Source organism: Caenispirillum bisanense (genome assembly GCF_900230255.1).
Lineage (GTDB): Bacteria > Pseudomonadota > Alphaproteobacteria > Rhodospirillales > Rhodospirillaceae > Caenispirillum > Caenispirillum bisanense_A.
Map to the genome: position 1 here is coordinate 32,549 of NZ_OCNJ01000009.1, position 24,314 is coordinate 56,862.

Consider the following 24,314-nt stretch of genomic DNA (forward strand, 5'->3'; position numbering starts at 1 on the left):
GCCATGCACGCTTCCGCCACGCCCGCCCAGGTCGCCGCCACCACCGAGTCGCCGGTGGTCCGCCGGCTCTTGTGCGCCGCCGCCTTCGTCTTCCTGCTGGTCTTCCTGCTGCTGCCGCTGGTGGCGGTGTTCGTCGAGGCCCTGCGCGGCGGCGTCGGCACCTACCTCGCCGCCCTGGTGGAGCCCGACGCGATTGCGGCCATCGAGCTGACCCTTCTGGTCGCCGCCATCTCGGTGCCGTTGAACATCGTGTTCGGCGTCTGCGCCGCCTGGTGCATCGCCAAGTTCGAGTTCAAGGGCAAGAGCCTGCTCGTCACGCTCATCGACCTGCCGTTCTCGGTGTCGCCGGTGATCGCCGGGCTGATCTACGTCCTGCTGTTCGGGGCGGCGGGGTGGTTCGGGCCCTGGCTGGCCGAGCGCGACATCCAGATCGTCTTCGCCGTGCCCGGCATCGTGCTCGCCACCATCTTCGTGACGCTGCCCTTCGTCGCCCGCGAGCTGATCCCGGTCATGCAGCAGAGCGGCACCGACGACGAGGAAGCGGCCCTGTCGCTGGGCGCCAGCGGCTGGCGCACGTTCCTGACCGTGACGCTGCCCAACATCAAGTGGGGCCTGCTCTACGGCGTGCTGTTGTGCAACGCCCGCGCCATGGGGGAATTCGGGGCGGTGTCGGTGGTGTCGGGCCACATCCGCGGCTTCACCAACACCATGCCGCTGCATGTCGAGATCCTCTACAACGAGTACAACTTCGCCGCCGCCTTCGCCGTCGCCTCGCTGCTCGCCGTGCTCGCGCTCGTCACCCTGGTCCTCAAGACCTGGCTGGAAGCGCGCGGCGGGCACGTCGTGTCGTCGCTCGGCCGGCATTAGGAGCCTCCCGCCATGGAAATCCGCGTTCACGGCATCCGCAAGGCCTTCGACGGCGCCGCCGCCGCGCTCGACGACGTCGACCTGACCATCCGCTCCGGCGAACTGCTGGCCCTGCTCGGCCCCTCGGGGTCGGGCAAGACGACGCTCCTGCGCGTCATCGCCGGCCTGGAGTTCCCGACCGCCGGAACCATCCTGTTCGACGGCGAGGACGCCTCCCGCCGCACGGTGCAGGAGCGCAACGTCGGCTTCGTGTTCCAGCACTATGCCCTGTTCCGCCACATGACGGTGCTCGACAACGTCGGCTTCGGCCTGGCGGCGCGGCCGCGCCGCAACCGGCCGCCCAAGGCCGAGATCCGCCGCCGCGCCGAGGAACTGCTGGCGCTGGTGCAGTTGCAGGGACTGGAGCACCGCTACCCGGCGCAACTCTCCGGCGGCCAGCGCCAGCGCGTGGCGCTGGCCCGGGCGCTCGCCATCGAGCCGACGGTGCTGCTGCTGGACGAGCCCTTCGGTGCGCTCGACGCCAAAGTGCGCAAGGATCTGCGGCGCTGGCTGCGCGACCTGCACGACCGCACCGGCCACACCACCGTCTTCGTGACCCACGACCAGGAAGAGGCGCTGGAGCTGTCCGACCGCATCGCCATCGTCAACAAGGGGCGGCTGGAGCAGATCGGCACGCCGACCGAGGTCTACCTGAACCCGGCCAACGGGTTCGTCTTCGAATTCCTGGGCTCCACCAATGTCCTGCCGGTGGAGGTGCGCGACGGCCGCGCCTTCGTCACCGGCTGCCCCGTGCCGGTGGCGGAGGGCATCGCGGCGGGCGACGGCCGTTACGCCCTGCACGCCCGCCCCCACGACCTGGTGCTCGCCGCCGAGCGGCAGGAGGCCGGGCTGGTGGGCGTCACCGACCTGGTGCGCGTGTCGCCGGGCCTCGTGCGCGTCGACATGAAGGTCGACGGTTTGCCGCGGCCCATCGAGCTGGAACTGCCCATGAAGGCCGGCGGCTGGACCGACCTGAAGCGCGGTCAGGCCCTGCGGGTGCGCATCGACCGCTACCACCTGTTCGCCGCCTGAGGGACGGGCTTGCGGTGGGGCGCGGCTTGAGCGACGCTCGGCCTCCCACCGGCCGGACTGCCCATGACGACAGACCAGATCCTGATCCTCGCGCTGCTGTTGGCGACCCTGGCGGCGCTGGCCGCCCACCGCTGGCGCCACGACGTGGTGGCGGTGACGGCGCTGCTGGCGGGCGTCGGCCTCGGCCTGGTGCCGGCGGCGGAGGCCTTCTCCGGCTTCGCCAACGCGGCGGTGGTGACGGTGGCCGCCATCCTGGTCCTGGGGCGGACGCTGGTGCAGTCGGGCGCGCTCGACCCGCTGGTCGGGCGCATCGGCGGCCTGCCGGGCGGCGAGACGGGGCTCGTCGCCGCCCTCTGCGCCGTGGCCGCCTTCAGTTCGGCCTTCATGAACAACGTCGGCGCGCTGGCGATGATGATGCCGGTGGCGCTGGCGGTGGCGGCGCGGCGCGGGCTGGCCCCGGCGAAGGTGCTGATGCCGGTGTCCTTCGCGACCTTGCTCGGCGGCATGACGACCCTCATCGGCACGCCGCCCAACCTGCTGATCTCGCAGGTCCGCGAGCAGGCGGTGGGCGAGCCCTTCGCCGTCTTCGCCTTCACCCCCTATGCCGCGCCCGTCGCGGTCGTGGGCCTCGTGTGGCTGGCGCTGGCGGGATGGCGGCTGACGCCCGACCGCACGCCGGCGGCCGAGGCGCCGGCCTACGATGTCGGCCGCTACCAGAGCGAGCTGACGATCCCGGCAGGCTCGCCGCTGGTCGGCACGGCGCTGCCCGACCTGCCGCCGGTGCTGGGCGTCCATGGCGTGCTGCGCGGCGGCGCCCGCGTCTTCGCCCGCCCGGCGGCGGTGACCATCGCCGCTGGCGACGTGCTGCTGGCCGAGGCCGGGCTCGACACCATGGAACGTTTGGCGGCCGAAGGCACCGTCGCGCTCGGGGGGATCGAGGAGCCGGCCGACTTCGTCGAGATGGTGGTGACGCCGGGATCGGTGGTGCTCGGCAGCGCCCTCGGCACCCTGCACGCCGAAGACCGGTGGGGCGTCGCCGTGGTCGCCGTCGCCCGCAACGGCCGCCGCTACGAAGGCCGGCTGGCCGACCTGACGCTCGCGGTCGGCGACGTCCTGCTGCTGCACGGACCGGCCGAGCAGGCGGTGCAGGCGGCCGACGACCTCGCCTGCCTGCCGCTCGCCCGCCGGCCCATTTCGATGAGCCGCCGCCGGCCGCGGACTACGGTGGCGCTGTTCGGCGCCGCCCTCGCCGCCGCCGCCAGTGGCCTGGTGCCGCCGGAGATCGCCTTCACGGCGGCGGTGGTGGCGCTGGTGCTCGCCGGCATCCTGCCCATCGGCGACGTCTACCGCCGCATCGACTGGTCGGTGGTGGTGATGCTGGCCGCCCTGGTGCCGCTGGGCGGCGCGCTCGCCGCCACCGGCGCGGCGGCGACCCTCGCCCATGCCGCCCTCGACCTCGCCCAGGGCGCCGGCCCGACGGCGCTGCTCGCCATGACCTTCGCCTTCACGGTGCTGGTGACACCGGTGCTCAACAACGTGGCGACGGTGATCGTCGTCGCCCCCATCGTGGTGAGCCTCGCGACCCAGGCCGGGCTGCCGGTGGACCCGTTCCTCATCGTCGTCGCCATCGGCGCCTCGGCCGACTTCCTGACCCCCTTCGGCCACCACAACAACACCATCATCATGGCGCCCGGCGGCTACCGCTTCGGCGACTACTGGCGCCCCGGCCTGCCGCTGGTGGTGCTGACGGGGGTGGTGGCGGTGGCGCTGTTGTCCATAGCCTGAGCGACAGGACCGCCATCCTCTCCGGCTCCCCGCGGGAGACCGGGGCGTCGGGCGGCGGTCGCGCCTCGGGGCGACGAGTCCACAGACCGGCGTCGTTCGACCAAAGTCTCGCTCTCCCTTTTATCGCTCGTGCTTTATCCAATTTCCTCGAAATGGCTCCCGCCCTAAGTATAGCCATGTGAAACGATTCGGGGTGAAGGTGCCGACGCCCCCGTGGATTGCGGCCTCTCTGGTGCTAGCGTCTCCCGGTGAGCCTTTCACGGCTCGTTGTCGAGAGAGGGTGCATGAGGGGATCTGCGGTCAGAAACGGGAGCCGGACCGCCGCCCTGCAGCGGATCACGCAGGCGGTCGACCGGAAGCCCGAAGTGCTTTACATCGCCCGCGACCTGCCCGCCGGCCTTGCGCCGCTGGCCGAGGGCTTCGTGGTGCGCCATGCGAAGCCGCCACGCCTGGATGGTCCCGGCGGTCCGGCGACACCGTGCGTGGCGATCGTCGACGTCGGGAACGACGCCGCCCGCATCACCGAGGCCCTGGCCGTCTGTGACCGCTCGTTTCCGCTGGTGCGGCGGATCGTGGTGGCCGATGCGGCCCGCATGGACGCCGCCGGCGCGGAAGACATCGGCGGCCATGGCGTCGACTATCTGGCGGCGGCGCCGGCGGACCCGTGGGAGCTGGCCGCGGTGGTCCGCGGCTTCTGGCGGGTGGGCGTGCTGGAGCGGGTCCGCAGGGCGGCGGAGCAGGCCGCCGCCGGCGAGCCCTGCATGATCGGCACGCATTCGGCCATGAAGACGGTCTTTTCCAACATCCGCCAATTCGCCCAGACCGACGCGCCGGTGCTGGTGACCGGCGAGAGCGGCACCGGCAAGGAACTGGCGGCGCGCGCCATTCACGAACGGTCCGCCGTGGCGTCGGGTCCCTTCGTCGCCATCAACTGCGCCGGCATCCCGGCCGATCTGGTGGCGTCGGAGCTGTTCGGCTACGAGAAGGGCGCCTTCACCGGCGCCCTCGGCCGCAAGATCGGACGCATCGAAAGCGCCGCCGGCGGCACCCTGTTTCTCGACGAGATCGGCGATTTCCCCCTGGCGCTGCAGGCGCATCTGCTGCGCTTCCTGCAGGAAGGCACCATCGAGCGCCTGGGCGGCGTCGGCAACATCCGCGTGCGGGCCCGGATCATCACCGGCACCCACGTCGACCTGGAGGCCGCCGTCGCCGCCGGCCGCTTCCGGCAGGACCTGTTCTTCCGCATCAACGTGCTGCGCCTGCACCTGCCGCCGCTGCGCGAGCGCGGCGACGACGTGGCGCTCATCGCCCGCTACTTCATCGACCGCCTGAAGGCCGAACACGGTCGACCGTCGGCACGGCTGGCCACCGACGCCGTCGCCGCGCTCGCGGCGCACCCCTGGCCGGGCAACGTGCGCGAGCTGATCAGCGCGGTGCGGCGCGGCCTCACCCTGTGCCGCAACGGCCGCATCACCGCCGCCGACCTGGGCCTGGCGGGCGGACTGCCGCCGGACGACCGGGTGGCGACGCTGGAGGCCGCGCGCGCCGAGGCCGAGAAACACGCCATCGGCATCGCCATGCGCCACGCCGGCAACCGCCCGGCGGTGGCCGCCGAGCTGCTCGGCGTGTCGCGCGGCACCCTCTACAGCCTGTTCCGCAAGCACTGCATCACGGCGTCGCGATCGGGCGGCGCCGCAGCCCAGCACGAGCCGGAATGCCCATGACCGAAAGCCGAACCATCGCCGCCGCCATCACTTCCGCCGCCCTCTGTGCCGTTCTGCTGGTGCCGCAAGGCGCCGTGGCCGCCGCCTCGGAAGAGGATCTCGCCCGCCTCATGAGCCTCATCGAGGAGCACGAGCGGCGCCTCGGCGAGCAGGAGGAAGCGCTGGCGCAGCAACGGCAGGAACTGCAGTTCCTCAAGGACGTGGCGCTCGGCGGCATCCTCGGCCGCGGCCGGGCGCCGGCGCCGCCGGGCGCCCTGGACCGTCCCTCCCCGGCGGCCCGGGCGCAGGTCGCGCAGGCGCCGGGCGACGACGGCGCCACCTCATCCACCCCGCCCGGCGACGGCAGCGAGGCGGGCGGCGGTGCCCGCGACATCGAACTGGCGGTCATCCGCGACGTCGGCGGGGTGCTGACGCCGCCGGGCGGCGTGGTGATCGAGCCGGAACTGGAGTTCAGCACCTCGTCGAGCAACCGCTTCTTCTTCGACGGCGTCGAGGTGGTGGAGGCGGTGCTGTTCGGCATCATCGAAGCCAGCGAGACCGACCGCGAGGCGGCGACCGCCGCCGTCGGCGGCCGCTACGGCGTCACCGACCGGCTGGAGGTGGCCGCCCGCGTGCCCTACGTCTATCGCAACGACCGCATTCAGAGCACCGGCGTCAACGATCCCTCCTTCAGCCGCCTGCGCGACCTGGAGGGCATGGGCGTCGGCGACGTCGAGTTTGGCGGGCATTACCAGATCAACGCCGGCGCCGACGACTGGCCGATCTTCATCGGCAACGTGCGCGTCAAGGCGCCGACCGGCACCGGCCCCTTCGACGTGGAGCGCAATTCGGCGGGCCTGGAGACGGAACTGCCCACCGGCTCCGGCTTCTGGACCGTGGAGCCGAGCGTCACGGCGCTGGTTCCCGTCGACCCGGTGGTGCTGTTCGGCAACCTCGGCTACTCCTACAGCATGGGGCGCGACATCGATGTCGAGATCCCCGACGCCAGCCGCGACGGGGTTGCCCGCATCGGCCGCGTCGACCCAGGCGATTCCGTCAACCTCAGCTTCGGCGTCGGCGTCGCCTTCAACGAGCGCTTCAGCCTGAGCGTCGGCTACGAGCACAACTACGTCTTCGCCACCACCACCGAAGTCGACGGCATCGAGTACGAGGGCGATCCGGCGCATGTGGCGTCCTTCCTGTTCGGCGGCAACTTCCGCCTGAACGAGTCGTGGTCGACCGACCTGCGCATCGCCGCCGGCCTGACCGAGGAAGCGCCCGACGCCCGCGTGACGCTCAGCTTCCCCTACCGCTTCTGAGCTGCGGCGGGGCCTCACGGGCCGCCGGCCAGGGTGGAGTGGAAGGACGCGGCGCCGGTGCCGGGTGCGCCGGCGGTGCGGGAGGAGGTGCCGCGCGACGGCCGCGGCCGCGGGGATTCCAGCTCGTCGAACAACACGACGCCGACCCGGATGCGGCCGTCTTCCGCCGGGTCGGCATCGGGGGCCCGGGCGGCGCGGGTGGTTCCGAGCACCGCGGCATCCAGCGGGGCGCTGAACCACGACACGGCGTCGGCCCCGGCGTCCGCCGCCCGCGCCGGCGTCGCGGTGGCGACGAGGCCGGCGATGCCGGCGCAGGCGAGCAGGAAGTACGTCCTCGGATGCATGGCGGCCTCCCTACTGCGGCATCGGCATCGGTATCGGCACGTCTCACCGGCCCGTCATCGACTGGCGCAGGGCTCCGTCGGCGATGCGGCGCGACCGCACCGTGTCGATGCGGTCGTGGAAGTTCCGCACCGTGATGTCGACCGTGACCAGTTGATCGATGGCGAGGCGGTTCAGGGTGTTGCGGATGGTGGTGGCGGGGATGCCGCCGAGCGTGTGAGCGACCTCGAGCCCGCCGCCGACGCTGCGGGCGACGACGTCGAAGCCGCCCGCCGGAATGCCGTCGGAGACCGCGACGAAGCCGTCGGGGCCGCTGCCGAGGCTGGAGGTGAGGACGGGCGTGCCGTCGACGGACGTGCGCAGCGCGATGCCGATGTCGATGTCGAAGTCGCCGATGCGCATGCCGCCGCGCACGCCGCCCAGCTCCGCCGCCGCGACCGGCGCCACGCCAGGGAAGGCGGCGTCGGCGGCGCGGGCGTCGGCGCCGGTGACGGCCGCCAGGGCGACGGTCAGCGACAGGGCCGTTGCGGCGGCGGCGCGATGCATGGCGGGGCTCTCCTCAGTAGGTGTTGCCGGCGCGGTAGGTGGTGGTGGTCAGGTCGGCCAGCGCCGTTCGTGACAGGGCGGTGCCGAGCGGCGCCCGCACCAGGGCCTGCCACGTGCGGTCGCTGTTGAAGCTGGCGCGGCCCAGGTCCAGGTCGTCGCGGATCACGAAGGCGATGCCGTTCCACACCCGGACGAAGGCGTCGCGCGTCAGGCGCGTCACCCCGACGGCGGGGTCGCCGATGAGCACGTGCTGCGCCGTGATGCCCTTGAGCAGGACGAAGTGCTTGTAGCCGTCGGTGTCGATCAGGACGATGGCGGGAATGCCGGCGGTCTGCAGGCGCTCGATGGGCACCTTGAAGCCGTCGGCGGGCACGCCGTTGCGCTCCAGGTACATCTTCATGTCGAGCAGGGAAAAGCCGTGGCGCTCGATCAGCGCGCGGTCGCCCGAGGCGTACATGGACTGGAACACCTCGTGCTCGGTGCGCGGCCGGTCGTAGTGGAAGGTCAGCAGCGAGGCGAGCGCCGCCGACCCGCAGGAGAAGTCGTATTCCTGGCGGAAGATGCCGCGGAACTTGCGTTCCTGCATGCTCTCGACGCCGAGCCGGAAGACGCCGCCGGCCCCCGCGCCGAGCCTGACCTCGCCGGCTTCCGCGGCGGCCGGTGCGGCGGTCAGCACCGCGACCGCCAGGGCCGCCGCGAGGGCGGTGCGGGAGGGGAGGGGGGACGGCCCGGCGGCGCGCGGCATGGCCTGCTCCTCACTGCAGCGAGATGTTGTACTGGACGGTGGTCTGGAAGGCGTTGAAGTTGCCGCTGTTGAAGTTGGAGATGGTCAGCCCGCGGTTGCCGGCGATGGAATTGCCCGTGATGGCGCCGCTGCGGGTGGGGGCGAGGATGGCGTTGTCGGTGATGGTGGCGCCCTGGCGGCTGTCGTTGATCGCCAGGTCGCCGTCGACGATCGGTTCGGCGGCCGCACCGCCGCGGATGTCGGCGAGGCCGCTCTCGATCACGCCGGGACCCATCAGGTCGTCGATCGTGACCTCGGCGGCCGCGACCGTCCCGGCCGACGCGGCCAGCCATGCACCGGCGGTGCAGGCGGTGACGACGCTGCGAAGCCTATGGTAGCGGGGCATGTGCGTCACTCCATGGGCAGGGAGGAAGCGGCGGGGTCGCCCCCGCCGCCTGGGACTGGCGTCACTGGCCGATCGTCGAGTTGATCGAGACGCTGTTGCTCATGGAGGCCAGGCCGGTGTTCATGTTGACCTGGTTGATGCCGCGCGAGCCGCTGATGTCGGCGCTGCCGATGTCGCCGGTGCGCACCCAGGCGCCCTCGGAGACCATGTCGGTGAAGTTGGAGCCGGAGATGGACGCGCTCAGGTCGGTCGCGTTCATGGCGGCGCTGCCCATGACGATCCAGGCGTTGTCCGTCGCCGTCATGCTGTTGTCGGTGTCGTTGTCCTGGTTGTAGCTGTTGGCGACCGAGTTGTCGGTGTCGTTGTCCTGGTTGTTGCTGTCGGCCACCGAGTTGTCGGTATCGTTGTCCTGGTTGTAGCTGCTGTTGGCCGAGTTGTCGGTGTCGTTGTCCTGGTTGTAGCTGTCGGCGACCGAGTTATCGGTGTCGTTGTCCTGGTTGTAACTGCCGTTGGCCGAGTTGTCGGTGTCGATGGAGTTGTCGTTGGCGTAGTTGCTGTCGGTGTCCGTGTCGTTGTCCTGATTGTAGCTGTCGGCCACCGAGTTGTCGGTATCGGTCGAGTTGTCGTTGTCGAAGTTGGTGTTGGTGTCGGTCGTGGTGTTGGTGTCGTTGTCCTGGTTGTAGCTGTCGACGGCGTTGGCGTCGCCGATGAAGGCCGCGTCCTGCGCCGCGTTGCCGGGGCCGGCTTCGCTGTTGTCCTGGGCGATGGCGGGGGCGGCCAGAAGAGCCACGGCGGAGGCGGCGGCGAGCAGGGTCTGCCTGATGAGCATCTTGACTTCTCCTCGTATGACGGTGTCTTCGCTTGATGGGCCCCCCAAAACACCGTTGCGGGGCGGTCCGCGCTTTGCATCCGTCATGCCATGCCGGATTATCGAGGAATATCAAGGCTCTGTGCTGGTCGGCCGAGGGGCGCGGCGGCCGTGGTCCGGAGGTTTGAACAGCGACCCGGCCGCCGATCGGCAAGCGTGGCGGCAAGTCCTTGAACCGGCGCGATTTTTCGCGATTTCCACGAGTTCAGGAATGTGCACGCGCCGTCGACCGCGGGCTCAAAAGGCGCCGCCGCGGCGGGTGACGGTCGGGGTGAGGAAGTCGTGCACGGCGTCCAGCCCGATGCTCTCGGTCAGGTCGCGGGGCGAGGCGTCGCGCGGCAGGGGCGATGCCGCAGCCTCCGGCGGTCCGAGCTTGCCGGGCGCGGTGGCGGTACCCGGCACCTGCTGGAGCGGTGCCGCGGCGCCGCGGGCGGTGTCGGCGTCGATGGAGCGTCCGAACACGCTGCCGAGGTCGGCCGCGGCGGGCGACGGCGCGGCGTCCTGCGCCGCGGCCGCCCCGCTCGCGGCCTGGGCGGCCAGGCTCAGCCACAGGGCGAGGGTCTTGGTCGACATGGGTGCCTCCTGCGCATAGGGCGACGGTCGACATCCACGGTACGGCTGCGGCCGGCCCCCACGAACCGCGCGAACGATTACGCCGGACGATAAAACGGCCGGGGCCGCCTCATCCGGTCGGCGCAGGCGGCGTGCGATGCGGGGTCTCGGTCAGGCGTCCTGCCCGTCGGCCGGGCCGGCCGGCGGCGTCACCAGGACCTTGTCGATGCGCCGCCCGTCCATGTCGACCACCTCGAAGCGGAAGCCGTCGCGGGTGAACGATTCGCCGGCCACCGGCAGGGTGCGGAAGCCGGTGAGCACGAAGCCGGCGAGCGTGGCGTAGCTGCCGCGCGTGCCGAGGCCGCGATAGCCGATGACCTCGCCGGCGCGCACGGCGTCCATGTCGCCGTCGATCAGCCACGAGCCGTCGTGGCGGCGCACCGCCTGCGGATCCCACGACTCGCCGTGCTCGCTCATGCCGCCCACCAGCTCGCCGAGGATGTCGGCCGCCGTCACCACGCCTTCCACCGAGCCGTATTCGTCGACCACCACGGCCATGTGGATGGGCGAGCGCTTGAGCCGTTCGAGCACGCCGAGGGCGCCGGCGCCGTCGGGCACGACCTCCACCTGGCGCACCAGGGCCTTCAGGTCGAAGTCCTCGCCGGCCAGCGCCCGGTCCAGGATGTCCTTGGCCACCACCACGCCGAGCAGCTCGTCGATGGAGCCGCGGCAGACGGGGTAGCGGGAGTGCTTGGTGGCGCGGATGCGGGCGACGATTTCCGGGTGCGGCTCGGACAGGTCCAGCCAGTCGACCTCGCGGCGCGGCGTCATGATGGTCCGCACCTTGCGGTCGGCGAAGCGCATGACGGCGCGCATCATTTCCTGCTCTTCCGGCGCGAGGACGCCGGCGGCGGTGCTTTCGCCGATGACCGCCTTGATTTCCTCTTCCGACATGGCGCTGTCGCGGGCCTCGACCCGCAGCAGCGCGAGGACGAGCGTGCTCGACCGGTCGAGCAGCCACACCAGCGGCGCGGCGATGGCCGAGATCACGCGCATGACGGGGGCGGCGAGGGCGGCCATGCGCTCGGGGTCGGCCAGCGCCACCTGCTTCGGCACCAGTTCACCAACGATGAGCGACAGATAGGTGATGGCGCCGACCACCACGGCGAGGCCGATCTCTTCCGACCACGGCGTGAGGGCGGGTGCCGTCTCCGCCAGCCAGCGGGCGAAGCGCCCGGCCAGGGTGGCACCCGAGAAGGCACCGGCGAGCACGCCGACCAGGGTGATGCCGATCTGCACGGTGGACAGGAAGCGCCCCGAATCCTCGACCAGGATCAGGGCCCGGCGGGCGCCGCGGGAGCCGTCGTCGGCCATGGCCTGCAGGCGGCCCTTGCGGGAGGACACCACGGCCAGTTCGGACATGGCGAGAAAGCCGTTGAACAGGATCAGGACGGCGATGACGGCGAGCTCGGTCGCCAGGGACATGATGAACGTCCGTTGCCAAACGCGCCGCGTCAGCGCAATGACGAACGAAGGTCCGACATCGCGACAACCGCCGTCGTCGCCAGAGGGGCCCGGACCTGATGCAGGGCAGGCGAAGAGGTACGTCGGTGGGCTGCCGTTGTCAATGAGACCGTCCGGACGCCGAGGCCGTCCCGGCCCGCGTCAAGGCGGCGGCAGCAGGGCGATCAGGGCCGTCACCGTCGCGACGCAGCCGAGCGTCGTCAGCACCACGGCGGCGGTGGCGCGGTTCACATAGGTGTCGTAGCGGCGGGCGAAGACATAGACGTTGGCGCCGCACGGCATGGCGGCGGCCAGCACGGCAACGGTCACCCAGCCGGGCCGCAGGCCGAAGACGTGGGCGGCGAGCAGGTAGACCGTCGCCGGCATGGCGATCAGCTTGACGGCGGTGATGACGAGCGTCTCGCGCAGGTCGCCGGCGATGCGGCAGCCGACCAGCGAGCACCCCAGCACGAACAGCGCCACCGGCCCGGCGGCGCGGCCGAGCAGCACCAGGGTCTCGTCGACGATGCCCGGCAGGGGCAGGCCGGTGAAGCCGAAGGCCATGCCGCCGAGCGCCGCCACCACGATGGGGTTGACCGCGACCGAGCGCAGCGGCGCGGCGACGCTGCGCAGCCAGCCGCGGCCCCTACCGCGCGGGATCTCGACGGCGAGCGTCGTCACCGTGAAGATGATGGCCGACTGCACCATGATGACGAGCATGAAGGGCACGAGGCCGGCATCGCCGTAGGCCCGTTGCACCAGCGGCAGCCCGATGAGGCCGAGGTTGGAGAAGGTGCCGGCCATGCCTGCCAGCCCCGCCGCATCGGCCGGCGTGCCGAACACCCCGCGCGACAGCAGCCAGGCCGCCACGAAGTTCAGCAGCGCCCCGCCGTAGTAGGCACCGAGGATCGCCCAGTCGAACTGCTCCTGCACCCCGCCCGTCGCCAGGGTGCGGAACAGCAGGGCGGGGATGGCGAGGTAGAAGACGAAGTTGGTGATGGCGGCCGTCCCCGTCCCCGTCACCAGCCCACGGCTGGCGAACAGCCAGCCGAAGGCGACGACGAGGAACACGGGGACGACGATTTCGAGGGTGGTGGTCAGCATCACCGGCCGGGAGGGATGGGGTGGGGAGGGGGCCGACGATCATCACCGCCCCGTCTTCGTCCTCCAAGCCCGAAAGTCAGCCTTCGCCGGCTCAGTCGGGCGCGGCGTGGCGGTCGTGCAGGCACTTGTCGTGGTCGGCGAGGATCTCGATGACGCGGCACTGGGCCACCGACGAGCCGGCGCAGTGGCCGGCCATGCGCTCCAGTTCCGACTCCAGCAGGCGCAGCCGGGCGATGCGCTGGCGCACGCCGTCCAGGTGGCGGCGGGCGATGGCGTCGGCCTGGTCGCACGGCGCCTCGGGGTGTTCGCTCAGGCGCAGCAGGTCGCGGATGTCGTCGAGCGTGAAGCCAAGGTCGCGGCCGTGGCGGATGAAGGCCAGCCGGTCGGCGTGGCGCTGGGCGTAGACGCGCTGGTTGCCCTCGGTGCGGGCCGGTTCCGGCATCAGGCCGATCTGCTCGTAGTAGCGGATGGTCGGCACCTTGCAGCCGCTCTCGCGCGCCAGCCGGCCGATGGTCATGCCCTTCGCCGCCATGATTTTTCCCCTTGAACCTATAGCCGCTAGAGACATTAGGTTTTCAGGCAGTGGAACGGAACCCCCTGCTCGGAGACCCTGCCATGGCAGGCACCTGCTGCTGCAACAAAGCCAAGTTCGACGGCCTGTCCAAGGCCTACAAGACGGTCCTGTGGATCGTCATCGCCGTCAACGCCACCATGTTCGCCGTCGAGATGACGGCCGGCATCGCCGCCCAGTCCAAGGCCCTGCAGGCCGACGCGCTGGACTTCCTGGGTGATACCGCCACCTACGGCATCAGCCTCGCCGTCATCGGCATGGCGGCGACGGTGCGGGCCCGGGCGGCGCTGCTGAAGGGCATCAGCCTGTCGCTCATGGGCGCCTGGGTGTTCGGCAGCACGCTCTACCGCGTGTTCGTCACCGGCGTGCCGGCGGCGGAGATCATGGGCATCGTCGGCGTCCTGGCGCTCGCCGCCAACCTGTTCAGCGTGCTGCTTCTGATGAAGTGGAAGGACGGCGACGCCAACGTGCGGTCCGTCTGGCTGTGCAGCCGCAACGACGCCATCGGCAACGTCGCCGTGCTGTTCGCCGCCAGCGGCGTGTGGGCGACCAACACCGGCTGGCCCGACCTCGCCGTCGCGGGGCTCATGGCCGGCCTCTTCCTGTGGTCGTCGGCCCAGATCCTGCGGCAGGCACGGGCCGAGTTGCGCGCCTGCGCCGCGCCGTCGACCGCCTCGGCGACCGCGGCGGAGTGAGGCCGCACTTTCTCGCTTCGGCGCCAGAGGGCGGGAAGCCGCCCGCGTGACCGGTCCCTAGGATCGCCGGCATCCACACCGGCATCCGAAGGAACCGCCATGCAGCCCCAGCTTTCCGACAAGGTCGTCATCGTCACCGGCGCGTCGTCCGGCATCGGCCGTGCCGCCGCCACCCTGTTCGCCGCCGAGGGCGCCCGCCTCGTGCTCGCCGGCCGGCGGGAGGGGCCGCTCGCCGACCTCGCCCGCAGCCTCGACCCGACCGGCGCCCGCGTGGTGGAGGTGGCGGGCGACGTCACCCGCGAGGACGTGGCCGCGCGGCTCGTCGCCGTCGCGGTGGAGCGCTTCGGCGGCCTCGACGCCGCCTTCAACAACGTCGGCGACACCGGCATGGCCGCGCCGATCCCCGACCTGAGCCTCGCCGACTGGCGGGCGGTGGTCGAGGCCAACCTGACCAGCGCCTTCCTCGCCGCCAAGACCCAGATCCCGGCCCTGCTGGCCCGCGGCGGCGGCGCCCTGCTGTTCACCGGCACTTTCGTCGGCCACACGGTCGGCTTCCCCGGCCTCACCGCCTACGGCGCGGCCAAGGCCGGCGTGCTCGGGCTCATGCGCGGGCTCGCCGCCGAGTACGGCGCGCAAGGCATCCGGGTCAACGCCCTGCTGCCCGGCGGCACCGACACGCCCATGTTCGCCGCCGGCCTGCCCGAGCCCGCCGCCGAAAGCCGCGCCTTCATCGAAAACCTGCACGGGCTGAAGCGCATCGCCGCACCTGAGGAAATGGCGCGGGCGGCCCTCTTCCTGCTGTCCGACGCCGCCAGCTTCGTCACCGGCGCGACCCTGCTCGCCGACGGCGGCCTGTCGGTCACCCGCGCCTGAGCCGGGCCGTCAGGCGGGGTCCTCCAGCAGGCGGAAGCGCTGGATCTTGCCGGTCGCCGTCTTCGGCAGGGCGTCGGTGAAGACGATGCGGCGCGGGTACTTGTAGGGGGCGATGCGGCTCTTCACGTGCTCCTGCAAGGCGAGCACCAGGGCGGCGTCGCCCTCCACCCCCTCGGCCAGCACCACGTGGGCTTCCACCACCTGGCCGCGGTCGGGATCGGGGGCGCCGACCACGGCGCATTCCAGCACGTCGGGGTGGGCGAGCAGGCAGGCTTCCACCTCCGGCCCGGCGATGTTGTAGCCCGACGACAGGATGATGCCGTCGTTGCGGGCGGCGAAGTGGAAATAGCCGTCGGCGTCCTGGATGAAGGAATCGCCGGTCAGGTTCCAGCCGTCGTGCACGTAGTCGCGCTGGCGCCCGGCGTCGGCGAGGTAGCGGCAGCCGGTCGGGCCGCGCACCGCCAGCCGGCCGATCTCGCCGCGCGGCACCTCCTGCCCGTCGGAGCCGATCACCTTGGCCTCGTAGCCGGCGACGGGGCGGCCGGTGCAGGCGGGAAAGCTGTCACCGAAGCGGTTGGAGATGAAGATGTGCAGCATTTCCGTCGCCCCGATGCCGTCGAGCATGGGCTTGCCGGTGCGCGCGATCCATTCCTCGTAGACCGGCGCCGGCAGCGTCTCGCCGGCCGACACGGCGGCGCGCAGCGACGACAGGTCGGCGCCGTCGGCCATGGCCTTGAGCATGGCGCGGTAGGCGGTGGGGGCGGTGAAGCAGACGGTGGCGCGGTACTTTTCGATGATCTCCACCAGGTTGGGCGGCGAGGCCGTCTCCAGCAGCGCCGCCGCCGCCCCGAAGCGCAGGGGAAACACCGCCAGCCCGCCGAGCCCGAAGGTGAAGGCGAGCGGCGGCGAGCCGACGAACACGTCGTCGGGCGTCACCCCCAGCACTTCCTTGGCGTAGCCGTCGGCGATGACGAGGATGTCGCGGTGGAAGTGCATGGTGGCCTTGGGCGTGCCCGTGGTGCCGCTGGTGAACCCGAGCAGCGCCACGTCGTCGCGCCCCGTGCGCACCGCCTCGAACCGCACCGACTTGGACAGCGCGACGCGGTCCAGCTCGGCGTCGTGGTTGAAGGTGCCGTCGAAGCCGACCACCTGCTTGAGGAACCGCGACGTCTTGGCGCAGGCCACCAGCTCGTCCATGAGCCGGGTGTCGCAGAGCGCAAACGAGATTTCCGCCTTGTCGACCACCTTCGCCAGCTCGCCGGCCCGCAGCATGGGCATGGTGTTGACCACCACTGCGCCGGCCTTGGTGGCGGCCAGCCAGCAGGCGACCATGGCCGGGTTGTTGGCGGAGCGCACCAGCACCCGGTTGCCCGGCTTGACGCCGTAATCCTCCACCAGCGCGTGGGCGAGGCGGTTGGTCCAGTCGGTCAGTTCCTTGTAGGTGCGCTGGCGGCCGTTGCCGATGAGCGCCACATGGTCGCCGAAGCCCTTCTCGACCATGCGGTCGGTGAGTTCGACGGCGGCGTTCAGATACTCGGGGTAGTCGAAGCCGTCGAGGCGGATCTCCGGCCACAGCTCCGCCGGCGGCAGGTTGTCGCGGGTGAAGGTGTCGACGTGGGCCGTCGGGCCGAGGGGGAGGGCGGTGCTGGTCATCGTCGTCTCCATGGCGTGCCTCGTCCCTTCGCGTCAGCGGCCGTCTTCGGGCACCACGGCGGTCGCTTCGATCTCCACCCGCGCCCGGTCCTCCACCAGCCCCGCCACCTGCACCAGCGCCATGGCCGGGTAGTGGCGCCCGATCTCGTCGCGGTAGACGGCGCCGAGGTCGGGCAGGCGGGCGAGGTATTCGTGCTTGTCGACCACGTACCAGGTCAGCCGCACCAGATGCTCCGGCCGGGCGTCGGCCTCGGCGAGCACGGCGACGATGTTGCGCAGCACCTGGCGCACCTGGTCGACGAAGTCGTCGCTCTCGAACTGCTGGTCGCCGGTCCAGCCGACCATGCCGCCGACGAACACCATGCGGCCCGAGGCGGCGACGCCGTTGGCGTAGCCGCGGGCGGGTTTCCAGGATTTCGGGTTGAGGAACTCGTGCGGGGACTGGCTCATGCGGCGGGTCCTTCTTCCAGGGCGGCGGTGAGGCCGGTTGCCAGGTCTTCGGGCCAGGGGGCGGCGCGGCCGTCGGGGCCGACCCAGGCGAGCGTGGCGGTGGTGGTCATGCGCACCGCGCCGTCCCGGGCGGCGGTGATGCGGAAGGTCACGCTGCTGCGGCCGAGGCGCACCGCCACCAGGGTGAAGTCCACCACCTCGCCGAGGCGCGAGGGGGCGCGGAAATCCGTCTCCAGCCGCACGGTCGGCACGCCGCAGCCCATCTCCATGACGATGCGCGCGAAGGGGTAGCCCAGCACGTCGGCGAAGAAGGTCTCGACCACCGAATTGGTCATCTCGAAATAGCGCGGGTAGAAGACGATCCCGGCGGGGTCGCAGTGGGCGAACTCGATGCGGATGGGGCGGACGTAGGCCATGGTCAGCCGCCTTTCGCCGCTTCGGCCAGCGTGGCGCGGGCGATGACGATCTTCTGCACGTCGGTGGCGCCCTCGTAGATGCGCAGGGCGCGGATCTCGCGGTAGAGGCTTTCGACGGCCATGCCGCTGCGCACGCCGTCGCCGCCGTGCAGCTGTAGCGCCGCGTCGATGACGCGCTGCGCCGCTTCCGTCGCGTGCAGCTTGGCCATGGCGGCCTCGCGGCTGACCCGCGGCGCACCGCCGTCCTTGGTCCAGGCGGCGCGATAGACCAGCAGGGCGGAAGCGTCGACGTCGAGCGCCATGTCGGCCAGATGCCCCTGCACCATCTGCAACTCGGCCAGCGGCGCCCCGAACAGGCGTCGCGCCTGCACCCGCGCCAGCGCCTCGTCCAGCGCCCGGCGGGCGAAGCCCAGCGCGGCGGCGCCGACCGTCGCGCGAAAGACGTCGAGCACCGCCATGGCGACCTTGAAGCCCTCGCCCGGTCGCCCGATCAGGGCTCCCGCCGGCAGCTCCACGTCGGTGAAGCGCAGGTGGGCGAGCGGGTGCGGGGCGATGACGTCGATGCGCTCCACCACCGCGATCCCCGGCGTGCCGGCGGGCAGCAGGAAGGCCGACAGGCCCTTGGTGCCCGGCGCCTCGCCGGTGCGGGCGAAGACGACATAAAGGTCGGCGATGCCGCCGTTGGAGATGTAGGTCTTCTCGCCGTTCAGCACCCAGCGGTCGCCGCGCTTCTCGGCCGTGGTGGCGGTGGCGGCGACGTCGGAGCCCGAGGCCGGCTCGGTCAGGGCGAAGGCGGCGATGGCCTCGCCGGCGCGGGTGCGGCTAAGCCAGTCGCGCTGCGCGGGCGTGCCGAACAGGCTGACGGCGCCCATGCCGAGGCCCTGCATGGCGAAGGCGAAATCGGCGAGGCCGTCGTGGCGGGCCAGCGTCTCGCGCATGAGGCAGAGGGTGCGCACGTCCAGCACTTCCCCTTCCGCCGCCCCGGTGCAGCGCAGCCATCCCGCCTCGCCGAGGGCGCGCACCAGGCCGCGGCAGGCGGCGTCGACGTCGCCGTGGTCGACCGGCAGGTGCGCGGCGCACCAGGCGTCCAGGTCGGCGGCCAGCGCGCGGTGGCGGTCCTCGAAGAACGGCCAGGCGAGGAAGGAGCGGTCGGCCATGTCAGTTCCCCTCGAAGACGGGCTTTTCCTTGGCGACGAAGGCGTGATAGGCGCGGGCGAAGTCCTGCGTCTGCATGCAGATGGCCTGCGCCTGGGCCTCGGCCTCGATGGCCTGCTCCAGGCTCATGCTCCATTCCTGGTTCAGCTGGGTCTTGGTGATGCCGTGGCCGAAGGTGGGGCCGGCGGCGAGGCGGCGGGCGAGGTCGAGGGCCGCGTCCTCCAGCGCTTCGGGGGCGTGCAGGGCGTTCCAGAAGCCCCAGCGCTCGCCTTCCTCGGCGCCCATGACGCGGCCGGTGTAGAGCAGCTCCGCCGCCCGGCCCTGGCCGATGATGCGCGGCAGCATGGCGCAGGCGCCCATGTCGCAGCCGGCCAGCCCGACGCGGGTGAACAGGAAGGCGGTCTTGGCGGCGGGCGTCGCCAGCCGCAGGTCCGACGCCATGGCGATGATGGCGCCGGCGCCGACGCACACCCCGTCCACCGCCGCGATGATGGGCTTGCCGCAGCCGATCATGGCCTTCACCAGATCGCCGGTCATGCGGGTGAAGGCGAGCAGGCCCTTCATGTCGCGGTCGATGAGCGGCCCGATGATGTCGTGGACGTCGCCGCCGGAGCAGAAGTTGCCGTCGTTGGACGCGAAGACCACCACGTCGACGTCGGTGGCATAGGCCAGCGCCCGAAAGGTGTCGCGCAGCTCGGCGTAGCTGTCGAAGGTGAGCGGGTTCTTGCGGTCGGGGCGGGCGAGGCGGATGACGGCGACGCGGTCGGTCACCGACCACTGGAAGGTGTCGGGCGTCAGGCCGGCGAGGTCGGTGCCGCCGAGCGGCGTCCAGGCGATGGAGGTCATCGGGCGGTCTTTCCCAGGCGCTTGAGGATGGTTTCCAGGGTGTCGATCTCGGCCGGCGTCAGGGCGGCGAACAGGGCGTCGACCTCGCGTTCGTGGTCGACGGCCAGTTGCTCGAACTGCGCCCGGCCGGCGTCCGTCAGGCCGACGGTGACGGTGCGGCGGTCGGCGGCGGACTTCTCGCGGCGGACCAGCCCGTCCTGCTCCAGCCGGTCGACCACGGCCGTCGCGTTGCCGTTGGACACCAGCAGCATGCGCGACAGCTCGGACATGCTGATGGGCTCGCGGCGGCGGTGCAGGGCGGCCATGACGTCGAAGCGCGGCAGGGTGGTGGCGTGGCCGACGCGCAGGAACTCCCGCAGGTGGCTCTCGGCGCTGCGGGTGACGCCGAGCAGGCGGATCCACAGCTTCAGCCGCCGCTTGGAGAGGGGGACGCCGTCGGTCTCGGGCACGGGCTGGGGCAGGGGGACGGTGCTCATACCTCGCCTCCCGCGATGGCGACGGCCTGGCCGGTGATGCCCTCGCTGCCCGGCCCGCACAGCCACAGCGCGGCGGCAGTGACCTCCGCCGGCTGGATCAGGCGGTGCTGCGGGTTGCCGGCGGTGAGGGCCGCCAGCGCGTCGTCGCGGCTCCGGCCGGTCTTGTCCATGATGGTGGCGAGGGACCGCTCGGTCATTTCGGTATCGAGGAAGCCGGGGCAGAGGGCGTTCACCGTCACCTCCCGCCGCGCCACCTCCAGCGCCAGCGAGCGGGTGAGGCCGACGACGCCGTGCTTGGCGGCGGCATAGGGCGCGGCATAGGCGTAGCCCTTCAGCCCGGCGGTGGAGGCGACGGCGATGAGCCGGCCCCAGCCGGGCATCTGCCGCAAGCCCTCGCGGAAGGTGAGGAAGACGCCCGTCAGGTTGACGGCCAGCATGGCGTGCCAGGCGTCCAGGGTGGTGCGGGTGACGGGGGCGCTGTCGGCGGCGCCGGCGTTGGCGATGACGATCTCCACCGGCCCGGCGGCGTCGAACAGGGCGGCGACGCTGGCCTCGTCGGTGACGTCGGCGGGGATGGCGCGGATGGCGGCATGGCTGGCCGCCACGGCCTCCAGCGGTTCCGCCCGGCGGCCGGCGATCACCACTTCGGCGGCGCCGGCGGCGGCGAAGCCGCGGGCGAGGTCGGCGCCGACGCCGGTGCCGCCGCCCGTCACCAGGACGCGCTTGCCGGAAAGCCCGCTCATGCCCGGATCGCCTCCTGCGCGCGTTCGGCCAGCCGGGCGGCCTGCGCCTGCCCGGCCAGATAGGGCTGCGGCCAGGCGCAGGACGTATCGCCGAGCGCCAGGGCGGCGTGCAGGGTCCAGTACGGGTCGGCGAGGTGCGGCCGGGCGAGGCACACCAGATCGGCGCGCCCGGCCATGAGGATGGAGTTCACGTGGTCGGGCTCGTAGATGTTGCCGACGGCCATGGTGGGGATGCCGGCTTCGTTGCGGATGCGGTCGGAGAACGGCGTCTGGAACATGCGGCCGTAGATGGGGCGGGCGTCGGGCGTGGTCTGGCCGGCCGAGACGTCGATGATGTCGGCCCCGGCGGCATGGAACATGCGGGCGATCTGCACCGCGTCCTCCGGCGTTACGCCGTCGCCGCCCACCCAGTCGTTGGCGGAAATGCGCACGGACATGGGCTTGTCCGCCGGCCACACCGCCCGCATGGCGGCGAAGACCTCCAGCGGGTAGCGCATGCGGTTGTCCAGCGATCCGCCGTAGTCGTCGGTGCGGTGGTTGGACACCGGCGAGATGAACGACGAGATCAGATAGCCGTGGGCGGCGTGCAGCTCGATCATGTCGAAGCCGGCCCGCGCCGCCATCTCCGCCGCCGCCACGAACTGCGCCGTCACCGCGTCCATGTCGGCGCGGTCCATGGCCTTCGGCACCGCGTTGCGCGGCGACCACGGCACGGCGCTGGCCGACAGGATGGGCCAGTTGCCGTCGGGCAGGGGGGCGTCCATCTCCTCCCACCCCAGCTGGGTCGAGCCCTTGCGCCCCGAGTGGCCGATCTGGCAGCACACCTTGGCGCGCGTCTCGGCGTGGATGAAGTCCACCAGCCGCCGCCACGCCGCCTCGTGCTCCGGCGCATAGAGGCCGGGGCAGCCGGGGGTGATGCGGCCTTCGGGCGAGACGCAGGTCATTTCCGTATAGACCAGCCCGGCGCCGCCCTTGGCGCGCTCGGCGTAGTGGACGAAGTGCCAGTCGGTCGGGCAGCCGTCCACCGCCTTGTACTGCGCCATGGGCGAGACGACGATGCGGTTTTCCAGCCGCATGTCGCGCAGGCGGAAGGGGGCGAACATGGGCGCCCGGCCGGGGGTGCCGCCGGCGCGCGCCTGGAACCAGTCCTCGGCCTCGCGCAGCCACGCCGGATCGCGCAGGCGCAGGTTTTCGTGGCTGATGCGCTGGCTGCGGGTGAGCAGGGAATAGGTGAACTGGACGGGATCGAGGTCGAGGTAGCGCTCCACCTCCTCGAACCACTCCAGCGAATTGCGCGCCGCCGATTGCAGGCGCAGCACCTCCAGCCGCCGTTCCTCCTGATAGCGGGCGAAGGCGCGCTCCAGCGTCGGCTCCGAATGCAGGAAGTCGGCGAGCGCGATGGCGCTGTCGAAGGCGAGCCGTGTGCCCGAGCCGATGGAGAAATGCCCGGTGGCGGCGGCGTCGCCCATGAGCACCACGTTCTCGTGGTACCAGCGCTCGCAGATGACGCGCGGGAAGTTCATCCACACCGCCGAGCCGCGCAGGTGGGCGGCGTTGGACATGAGCGCGTGGCCGTCCAGGTGGCGGGCGAAGATACGCTCCAGCGTCGCGATGGTCTGTTCCTTCGTCATGTCGACGAAGCCCCAGGCGTCCCAGGTCTGCTGGCTGCATTCGACGATGACCGTCGCCGTCTCGGCGTCGAACTGGTAGGCGTGGATCCACATCCAGCCGTGTTCGGTCTTCTCGAAGATGAAGGTGAAGGCGTCGTCGAACTTCTGGTGCGTGCCGAGCCAGATGAACTTGCACAGCCGCACGTCGATGTCGGGCTTGAAGATCGCGGCGTATTCGCTGCGGACGCGCGAGTTGATGCCGTCGGCGGCGACCACCAGGTCGTAGTCGCGGCGGTACTCCTCGGCCGTTTTGAATTCGGTCTCGAAGCGCATGTCGACGCCGAGTTCGCGGGCGCGCTCCTGCAGCAGGACCAGCATGTGGCGGCGCCCGATGCCGGCGAAGCCGTGACCGCCGGAGACGGTGCGGGTGCCGGCGTGGACCACCGCGATGTCGTCCCAATAGGCGAAGCCGGCGCGGATGGCGGCGGTGCTCTTGGGGTCGTTGCGCTCCAGGGTGCCGAGGGCGTCGTCGGACAGCACCACGCCCCAGCCGAAGGTGTCGTTGGCCTTGTTGCGCTCGAGCACCGTCACCTCGTGCGACGGGTCGCGCAGTTTCATGGAGATGGCGAGGTAGAGCCCGGCCGGCCCTCCGCCGAGGCACAAGACCTTCATCCGTGGTCTCCCCGAGAAGCGGTCGTCTGTCCATGACGGTGGCAGCGCCGGCCGTATCTTTCAACCTTAAAATTTCAAGTTCAAAAGACTACAGCGCAGGCCCTTGCCCGCGGCTGCGCTGCGGCGTATGCCGGAAGGATCGCCGATGCAGCAGGGAGGAAGCCGGCCATGCCGGATGCCGCGCAGTCGTTCCGCCTCAAGCGCGTCTATGACCCGCCGGCACCCGAGGACGGCGCGCGGGTGCTGGTCGACCGGCTGTGGCCGCGGGGGTTGAGCAAGGAGGCGGCGGCCCTCGACCGCTGGCTCAAGGACCTGTCACCGAGCGACGCCCTGCGCCGCCGCGTCCACGGCGATCCGGAGGCGTGGGAGGATTTCGTCGCGGCCTATGCGGTCGAGCTGGAGGCGCCGGCCGCCCAGGCGGCGGTGGCGGAGCTGCGGGCGCTGGCGGCGCAGGGGCCGGTGACGCTGCTCTATGCCGCCAAGGCCGACGACCGCAACAACGCCGTCGCCCTGCGCGACTGGCTGGCGCGCGGCTGACGGATCAGGCGCTCCGGTCCGCCGCGTCGGCGTCGCGCAGCAGGGCGAGGCGGCGCAGCACCGCGGCGGCGGCGCCCTGTGCGGCGCGCACCACGGTCTCGTCCTCCGCCCGGTCGATCACCCGCATGAGCGTGTCGTAGTCGTCTTCCTGGCGGCGGATCTCGGCCACCAGCCACGGGCGGCGGTCGCCGTCGCGCGGCGGCTCGTGCAGCGGCATGCGGGAGGCGAGCCACGCTTCCAGGTCGGCCAGCGTCTCGGGCAGCGGTTCCGCCGGCGCGCCGGCGTGCTCCTGGCGCCAGGCGCGGCGGCGCTCCAGGCGCAGCAGGGCGACGTGCTCCAGTTCCTCGGCGGCCATGCGCTCGGCGTAGGTGCGGACGCGGGCGTGATCGGTGCGGGCGGCGATCTGGACGTAGAAGGCGAAGGCGCGTTCCTCGTTGTGCACGGCGAGGTCGAGCGCCTTCCACGGGGTCAGCGCCTCCACGCCGCCGACGTCGGCCAGCGCCGCCGGGCTGATGCCTTCCGGCAGGTCCCAGCGGAAGGTGAGGTGTTCGGCCGGCGTGATGGTCTCGCGCGCCGCCCAGGCGTCGATGCCGGCCTCGTGCTCGCTCTCCATGGCTTCCAGGCGGCGGAACAGGGCGGCGAGCTGCGGCTCGTCGCGCTCGCTCATGCGGGCGGCGAGCTGGCGGTAGCGCACCGTCGCCTCGTGCTCCATGGCCGTCGCCACGGCGAACAGATCCTCCGGCGCCGCGATGAAGGGCACCGAGTCGAAGGTCACCGTCCGTCGTGCGTCACTGGTCATGCATGGTCCTCCGCCCCTGGTGGAGCCG

Annotated in this window: 26 protein-coding genes; 8 read left to right on the forward strand and 18 right to left on the reverse strand. The window is 71.7% G+C overall.

The window, feature by feature from the left end; translation table 11 throughout:
* The first annotated feature begins 3 nt into the window (after positions 1-3).
* The 5 genes from cysW to CRP50_RS18650 all read left to right on the forward strand — a co-directional run bounded on the left by cysW (position 4) and on the right by CRP50_RS18650 (position 6,745).
* Positions 4-867 (forward strand): sulfate ABC transporter permease subunit CysW, encoded by an 864-nt coding sequence (cysW, locus tag CRP50_RS18630; RefSeq protein ID WP_097280699.1) that lies wholly within the window; start codon positions 4-6, stop codon positions 865-867.
* Positions 868-879: 12 nt separating this feature from the next.
* On the forward strand, positions 880-1,938 hold the full coding sequence (locus tag CRP50_RS18635) for a sulfate/molybdate ABC transporter ATP-binding protein (RefSeq protein WP_097280700.1): 1,059 nt from the start codon (positions 880-882) through the stop codon (positions 1,936-1,938).
* Between the two features lie 63 nt (positions 1,939-2,001).
* Entirely contained in the window at positions 2,002-3,723 is a 1,722-nt protein-coding gene (locus tag CRP50_RS18640) for an SLC13 family permease (RefSeq protein WP_097280701.1), read from the forward strand.
* A gap of 365 nt (positions 3,724-4,088) precedes the next feature.
* Positions 4,089-5,447: a sigma-54 interaction domain-containing protein gene (locus CRP50_RS18645; RefSeq protein ID WP_101614019.1), complete on the forward strand. Its 1,359-nt coding sequence runs from the start codon at positions 4,089-4,091 to the stop codon at positions 5,445-5,447.
* Entirely contained in the window at positions 5,444-6,745 is a 1,302-nt protein-coding gene (locus CRP50_RS18650) for a transporter (protein ID WP_176525261.1), read from the forward strand. Before CRP50_RS18645 ends, CRP50_RS18650 begins: the two co-directional genes overlap by 4 nt.
* A 14-nt stretch (positions 6,746-6,759) precedes the next feature.
* Here the strand turns inward: CRP50_RS18650 and CRP50_RS18655 are convergent, their stop codons facing one another.
* From CRP50_RS18655 to CRP50_RS18695, 9 genes are all read right to left on the reverse strand, one after another.
* The gene (locus CRP50_RS18655; RefSeq protein ID WP_097280704.1) at positions 6,760-7,089 is read right to left on the reverse strand and encodes a hypothetical protein; all 330 of its coding nucleotides are present in this window, start codon (positions 7,087-7,089) and stop codon (positions 6,760-6,762) included.
* 43 nt (positions 7,090-7,132) lie between these two features.
* Entirely contained in the window at positions 7,133-7,633 is a 501-nt protein-coding gene (locus tag CRP50_RS18660) for a hypothetical protein (RefSeq protein ID WP_097280705.1), read from the reverse strand.
* A gap of 13 nt (positions 7,634-7,646) precedes the next feature.
* Positions 7,647-8,378, reverse strand: a complete 732-nt coding sequence (locus tag CRP50_RS18665; RefSeq protein WP_097280706.1) for a C39 family peptidase — start codon at positions 8,376-8,378, stop codon at positions 7,647-7,649.
* Between the two features lie 10 nt (positions 8,379-8,388).
* On the reverse strand, positions 8,389-8,763 hold the full coding sequence (locus CRP50_RS18670) for a hypothetical protein (RefSeq protein ID WP_097280707.1): 375 nt from the start codon (positions 8,761-8,763) through the stop codon (positions 8,389-8,391).
* Positions 8,764-8,824: 61 nt separating this feature from the next.
* Positions 8,825-9,592, reverse strand: coding sequence for a hypothetical protein (locus tag CRP50_RS25650; RefSeq protein WP_176525262.1), 768 nt, complete (start codon positions 9,590-9,592; stop codon positions 8,825-8,827).
* A gap of 276 nt (positions 9,593-9,868) precedes the next feature.
* Entirely contained in the window at positions 9,869-10,204 is a 336-nt protein-coding gene (locus tag CRP50_RS18680) for a hypothetical protein (RefSeq protein ID WP_097280708.1), read from the reverse strand.
* A gap of 150 nt (positions 10,205-10,354) precedes the next feature.
* On the reverse strand, positions 10,355-11,668 hold the full coding sequence (locus CRP50_RS18685; RefSeq protein ID WP_097280709.1) for a hemolysin family protein: 1,314 nt from the start codon (positions 11,666-11,668) through the stop codon (positions 10,355-10,357).
* Between the two features lie 180 nt (positions 11,669-11,848).
* A complete protein-coding gene (locus CRP50_RS18690) occupies positions 11,849-12,790 on the reverse strand; it encodes an AEC family transporter (protein WP_097280710.1) in 942 nt (313 codons plus the stop codon).
* Positions 12,791-12,881: 91 nt separating this feature from the next.
* Positions 12,882-13,322, reverse strand: coding sequence for a MerR family transcriptional regulator (locus tag CRP50_RS18695; RefSeq protein ID WP_097280711.1), 441 nt, complete (start codon positions 13,320-13,322; stop codon positions 12,882-12,884).
* 83 nt (positions 13,323-13,405) lie between these two features.
* On the opposite strand from CRP50_RS18695, the gene CRP50_RS18700 reads away from it, so the two are divergent.
* Positions 13,406-14,056: a cation transporter gene (locus CRP50_RS18700; RefSeq protein ID WP_097280712.1), complete on the forward strand. Its 651-nt coding sequence runs from the start codon at positions 13,406-13,408 to the stop codon at positions 14,054-14,056.
* Between the two features lie 99 nt (positions 14,057-14,155).
* A complete protein-coding gene (locus tag CRP50_RS18705; RefSeq protein WP_097280713.1) occupies positions 14,156-14,929 on the forward strand; it encodes an SDR family oxidoreductase in 774 nt (257 codons plus the stop codon).
* A 9-nt stretch (positions 14,930-14,938) separates the two neighbouring features.
* On the opposite strand, the gene CRP50_RS18710 is transcribed toward CRP50_RS18705, so the two are convergent.
* Genes CRP50_RS18710 through CRP50_RS18745 form a run of 8 tightly spaced genes read right to left on the reverse strand, consistent with a single transcriptional unit; the run spans position 14,939 to position 22,950 of the window.
* Positions 14,939-16,582, reverse strand: a complete 1,644-nt coding sequence (locus CRP50_RS18710) for an AMP-binding protein (RefSeq protein ID WP_097280831.1) — start codon at positions 16,580-16,582, stop codon at positions 14,939-14,941.
* Between the two features lie 33 nt (positions 16,583-16,615).
* Entirely contained in the window at positions 16,616-17,032 is a 417-nt protein-coding gene (locus CRP50_RS18715) for a RidA family protein (RefSeq protein ID WP_097280714.1), read from the reverse strand.
* Complete coding sequence (locus tag CRP50_RS18720) at positions 17,029-17,448, reverse strand: acyl-CoA thioesterase (protein WP_097280715.1); 420 nt, start codon at positions 17,446-17,448, stop codon at positions 17,029-17,031. The genes CRP50_RS18715 and CRP50_RS18720 overlap by 4 nt, the downstream gene beginning before the upstream one ends.
* Before the next feature lie 2 nt (positions 17,449-17,450).
* A complete protein-coding gene (locus CRP50_RS18725; protein ID WP_097280716.1) occupies positions 17,451-18,605 on the reverse strand; it encodes an acyl-CoA dehydrogenase family protein in 1,155 nt (384 codons plus the stop codon).
* Between the two features lies 1 nt (position 18,606).
* Positions 18,607-19,449 carry an enoyl-CoA hydratase family protein gene (locus CRP50_RS18730; RefSeq protein ID WP_097280717.1) on the reverse strand — a complete coding sequence of 281 codons (843 nt, stop codon included), beginning with the start codon at positions 19,447-19,449 and terminating at the stop codon, positions 18,607-18,609.
* A complete protein-coding gene (locus CRP50_RS18735; RefSeq protein WP_097280718.1) occupies positions 19,446-19,925 on the reverse strand; it encodes a MarR family winged helix-turn-helix transcriptional regulator in 480 nt (159 codons plus the stop codon). The genes CRP50_RS18730 and CRP50_RS18735 overlap by 4 nt, the downstream gene beginning before the upstream one ends.
* A complete protein-coding gene (locus tag CRP50_RS18740) occupies positions 19,922-20,668 on the reverse strand; it encodes an SDR family NAD(P)-dependent oxidoreductase (protein ID WP_097280719.1) in 747 nt (248 codons plus the stop codon). The genes CRP50_RS18735 and CRP50_RS18740 overlap by 4 nt, the downstream gene beginning before the upstream one ends.
* A complete protein-coding gene (locus tag CRP50_RS18745; protein ID WP_097280720.1) occupies positions 20,665-22,950 on the reverse strand; it encodes a bifunctional salicylyl-CoA 5-hydroxylase/oxidoreductase in 2,286 nt (761 codons plus the stop codon). Before CRP50_RS18745 ends, CRP50_RS18740 begins: the two co-directional genes overlap by 4 nt.
* A gap of 168 nt (positions 22,951-23,118) precedes the next feature.
* Here CRP50_RS18745 and CRP50_RS18750 point away from each other — a divergent pair, with 168 nt between their 5' ends.
* Complete coding sequence (locus CRP50_RS18750; protein WP_097280721.1) at positions 23,119-23,487, forward strand: DUF488 domain-containing protein; 369 nt, start codon at positions 23,119-23,121, stop codon at positions 23,485-23,487.
* 4 nt (positions 23,488-23,491) lie between these two features.
* On the opposite strand, the gene CRP50_RS18755 is transcribed toward CRP50_RS18750, so the two are convergent.
* Complete coding sequence (locus CRP50_RS18755) at positions 23,492-24,286, reverse strand: ferritin-like domain-containing protein (RefSeq protein WP_141415197.1); 795 nt, start codon at positions 24,284-24,286, stop codon at positions 23,492-23,494.
* Positions 24,287-24,314 lie beyond the last annotated feature (28 nt).

Excerpts from the sequence above, each read along its gene's own strand:
- cysW (WP_097280699.1), top strand. The coding sequence starts at position 4 with ATGCACGCTTCCGCCACGCCCGCCCAGGTCGCCGCCACCACCGAGTCG.
- CRP50_RS18635 (WP_097280700.1), top strand. The coding sequence starts at position 880 with ATGGAAATCCGCGTTCACGGCATCCGCAAGGCCTTCGACGGCGCCGCC.
- CRP50_RS18640 (WP_097280701.1), top strand. The coding sequence starts at position 2,002 with ATGACGACAGACCAGATCCTGATCCTCGCGCTGCTGTTGGCGACCCTG.
- CRP50_RS18650 (WP_176525261.1), top strand. The coding sequence starts at position 5,444 with ATGACCGAAAGCCGAACCATCGCCGCCGCCATCACTTCCGCCGCCCTC.
- CRP50_RS18655 (WP_097280704.1), bottom strand. The coding sequence starts at position 7,089 with ATGCATCCGAGGACGTACTTCCTGCTCGCCTGCGCCGGCATCGCCGGC.
- CRP50_RS18660 (WP_097280705.1), bottom strand. The coding sequence starts at position 7,633 with ATGCATCGCGCCGCCGCCGCAACGGCCCTGTCGCTGACCGTCGCCCTG.
- CRP50_RS18665 (WP_097280706.1), bottom strand. The coding sequence starts at position 8,378 with ATGCCGCGCGCCGCCGGGCCGTCCCCCCTCCCCTCCCGCACCGCCCTC.
- CRP50_RS18670 (WP_097280707.1), bottom strand. The coding sequence starts at position 8,763 with ATGCCCCGCTACCATAGGCTTCGCAGCGTCGTCACCGCCTGCACCGCC.
- CRP50_RS25650 (WP_176525262.1), bottom strand. The coding sequence starts at position 9,592 with ATGCTCATCAGGCAGACCCTGCTCGCCGCCGCCTCCGCCGTGGCTCTT.
- CRP50_RS18680 (WP_097280708.1), bottom strand. The coding sequence starts at position 10,204 with ATGTCGACCAAGACCCTCGCCCTGTGGCTGAGCCTGGCCGCCCAGGCC.
- CRP50_RS18685 (WP_097280709.1), bottom strand. The coding sequence starts at position 11,668 with ATGTCCCTGGCGACCGAGCTCGCCGTCATCGCCGTCCTGATCCTGTTC.
- CRP50_RS18690 (WP_097280710.1), bottom strand. The coding sequence starts at position 12,790 with ATGCTGACCACCACCCTCGAAATCGTCGTCCCCGTGTTCCTCGTCGTC.
- CRP50_RS18695 (WP_097280711.1), bottom strand. The coding sequence starts at position 13,322 with ATGGCGGCGAAGGGCATGACCATCGGCCGGCTGGCGCGCGAGAGCGGC.
- CRP50_RS18700 (WP_097280712.1), top strand. The coding sequence starts at position 13,406 with ATGGCAGGCACCTGCTGCTGCAACAAAGCCAAGTTCGACGGCCTGTCC.
- CRP50_RS18705 (WP_097280713.1), top strand. The coding sequence starts at position 14,156 with ATGCAGCCCCAGCTTTCCGACAAGGTCGTCATCGTCACCGGCGCGTCG.
- CRP50_RS18710 (WP_097280831.1), bottom strand. The coding sequence starts at position 16,582 with ATGACCAGCACCGCCCTCCCCCTCGGCCCGACGGCCCACGTCGACACC.
- CRP50_RS18715 (WP_097280714.1), bottom strand. The coding sequence starts at position 17,032 with ATGAGCCAGTCCCCGCACGAGTTCCTCAACCCGAAATCCTGGAAACCC.
- CRP50_RS18720 (WP_097280715.1), bottom strand. The coding sequence starts at position 17,448 with ATGGCCTACGTCCGCCCCATCCGCATCGAGTTCGCCCACTGCGACCCC.
- CRP50_RS18725 (WP_097280716.1), bottom strand. The coding sequence starts at position 18,605 with ATGGCCGACCGCTCCTTCCTCGCCTGGCCGTTCTTCGAGGACCGCCAC.
- CRP50_RS18730 (WP_097280717.1), bottom strand. The coding sequence starts at position 19,449 with ATGACCTCCATCGCCTGGACGCCGCTCGGCGGCACCGACCTCGCCGGC.
- CRP50_RS18735 (WP_097280718.1), bottom strand. The coding sequence starts at position 19,925 with ATGAGCACCGTCCCCCTGCCCCAGCCCGTGCCCGAGACCGACGGCGTC.
- CRP50_RS18740 (WP_097280719.1), bottom strand. The coding sequence starts at position 20,668 with ATGAGCGGGCTTTCCGGCAAGCGCGTCCTGGTGACGGGCGGCGGCACC.
- CRP50_RS18745 (WP_097280720.1), bottom strand. The coding sequence starts at position 22,950 with ATGAAGGTCTTGTGCCTCGGCGGAGGGCCGGCCGGGCTCTACCTCGCC.
- CRP50_RS18750 (WP_097280721.1), top strand. The coding sequence starts at position 23,119 with ATGCCGGATGCCGCGCAGTCGTTCCGCCTCAAGCGCGTCTATGACCCG.
- CRP50_RS18755 (WP_141415197.1), bottom strand. The coding sequence starts at position 24,286 with ATGACCAGTGACGCACGACGGACGGTGACCTTCGACTCGGTGCCCTTC.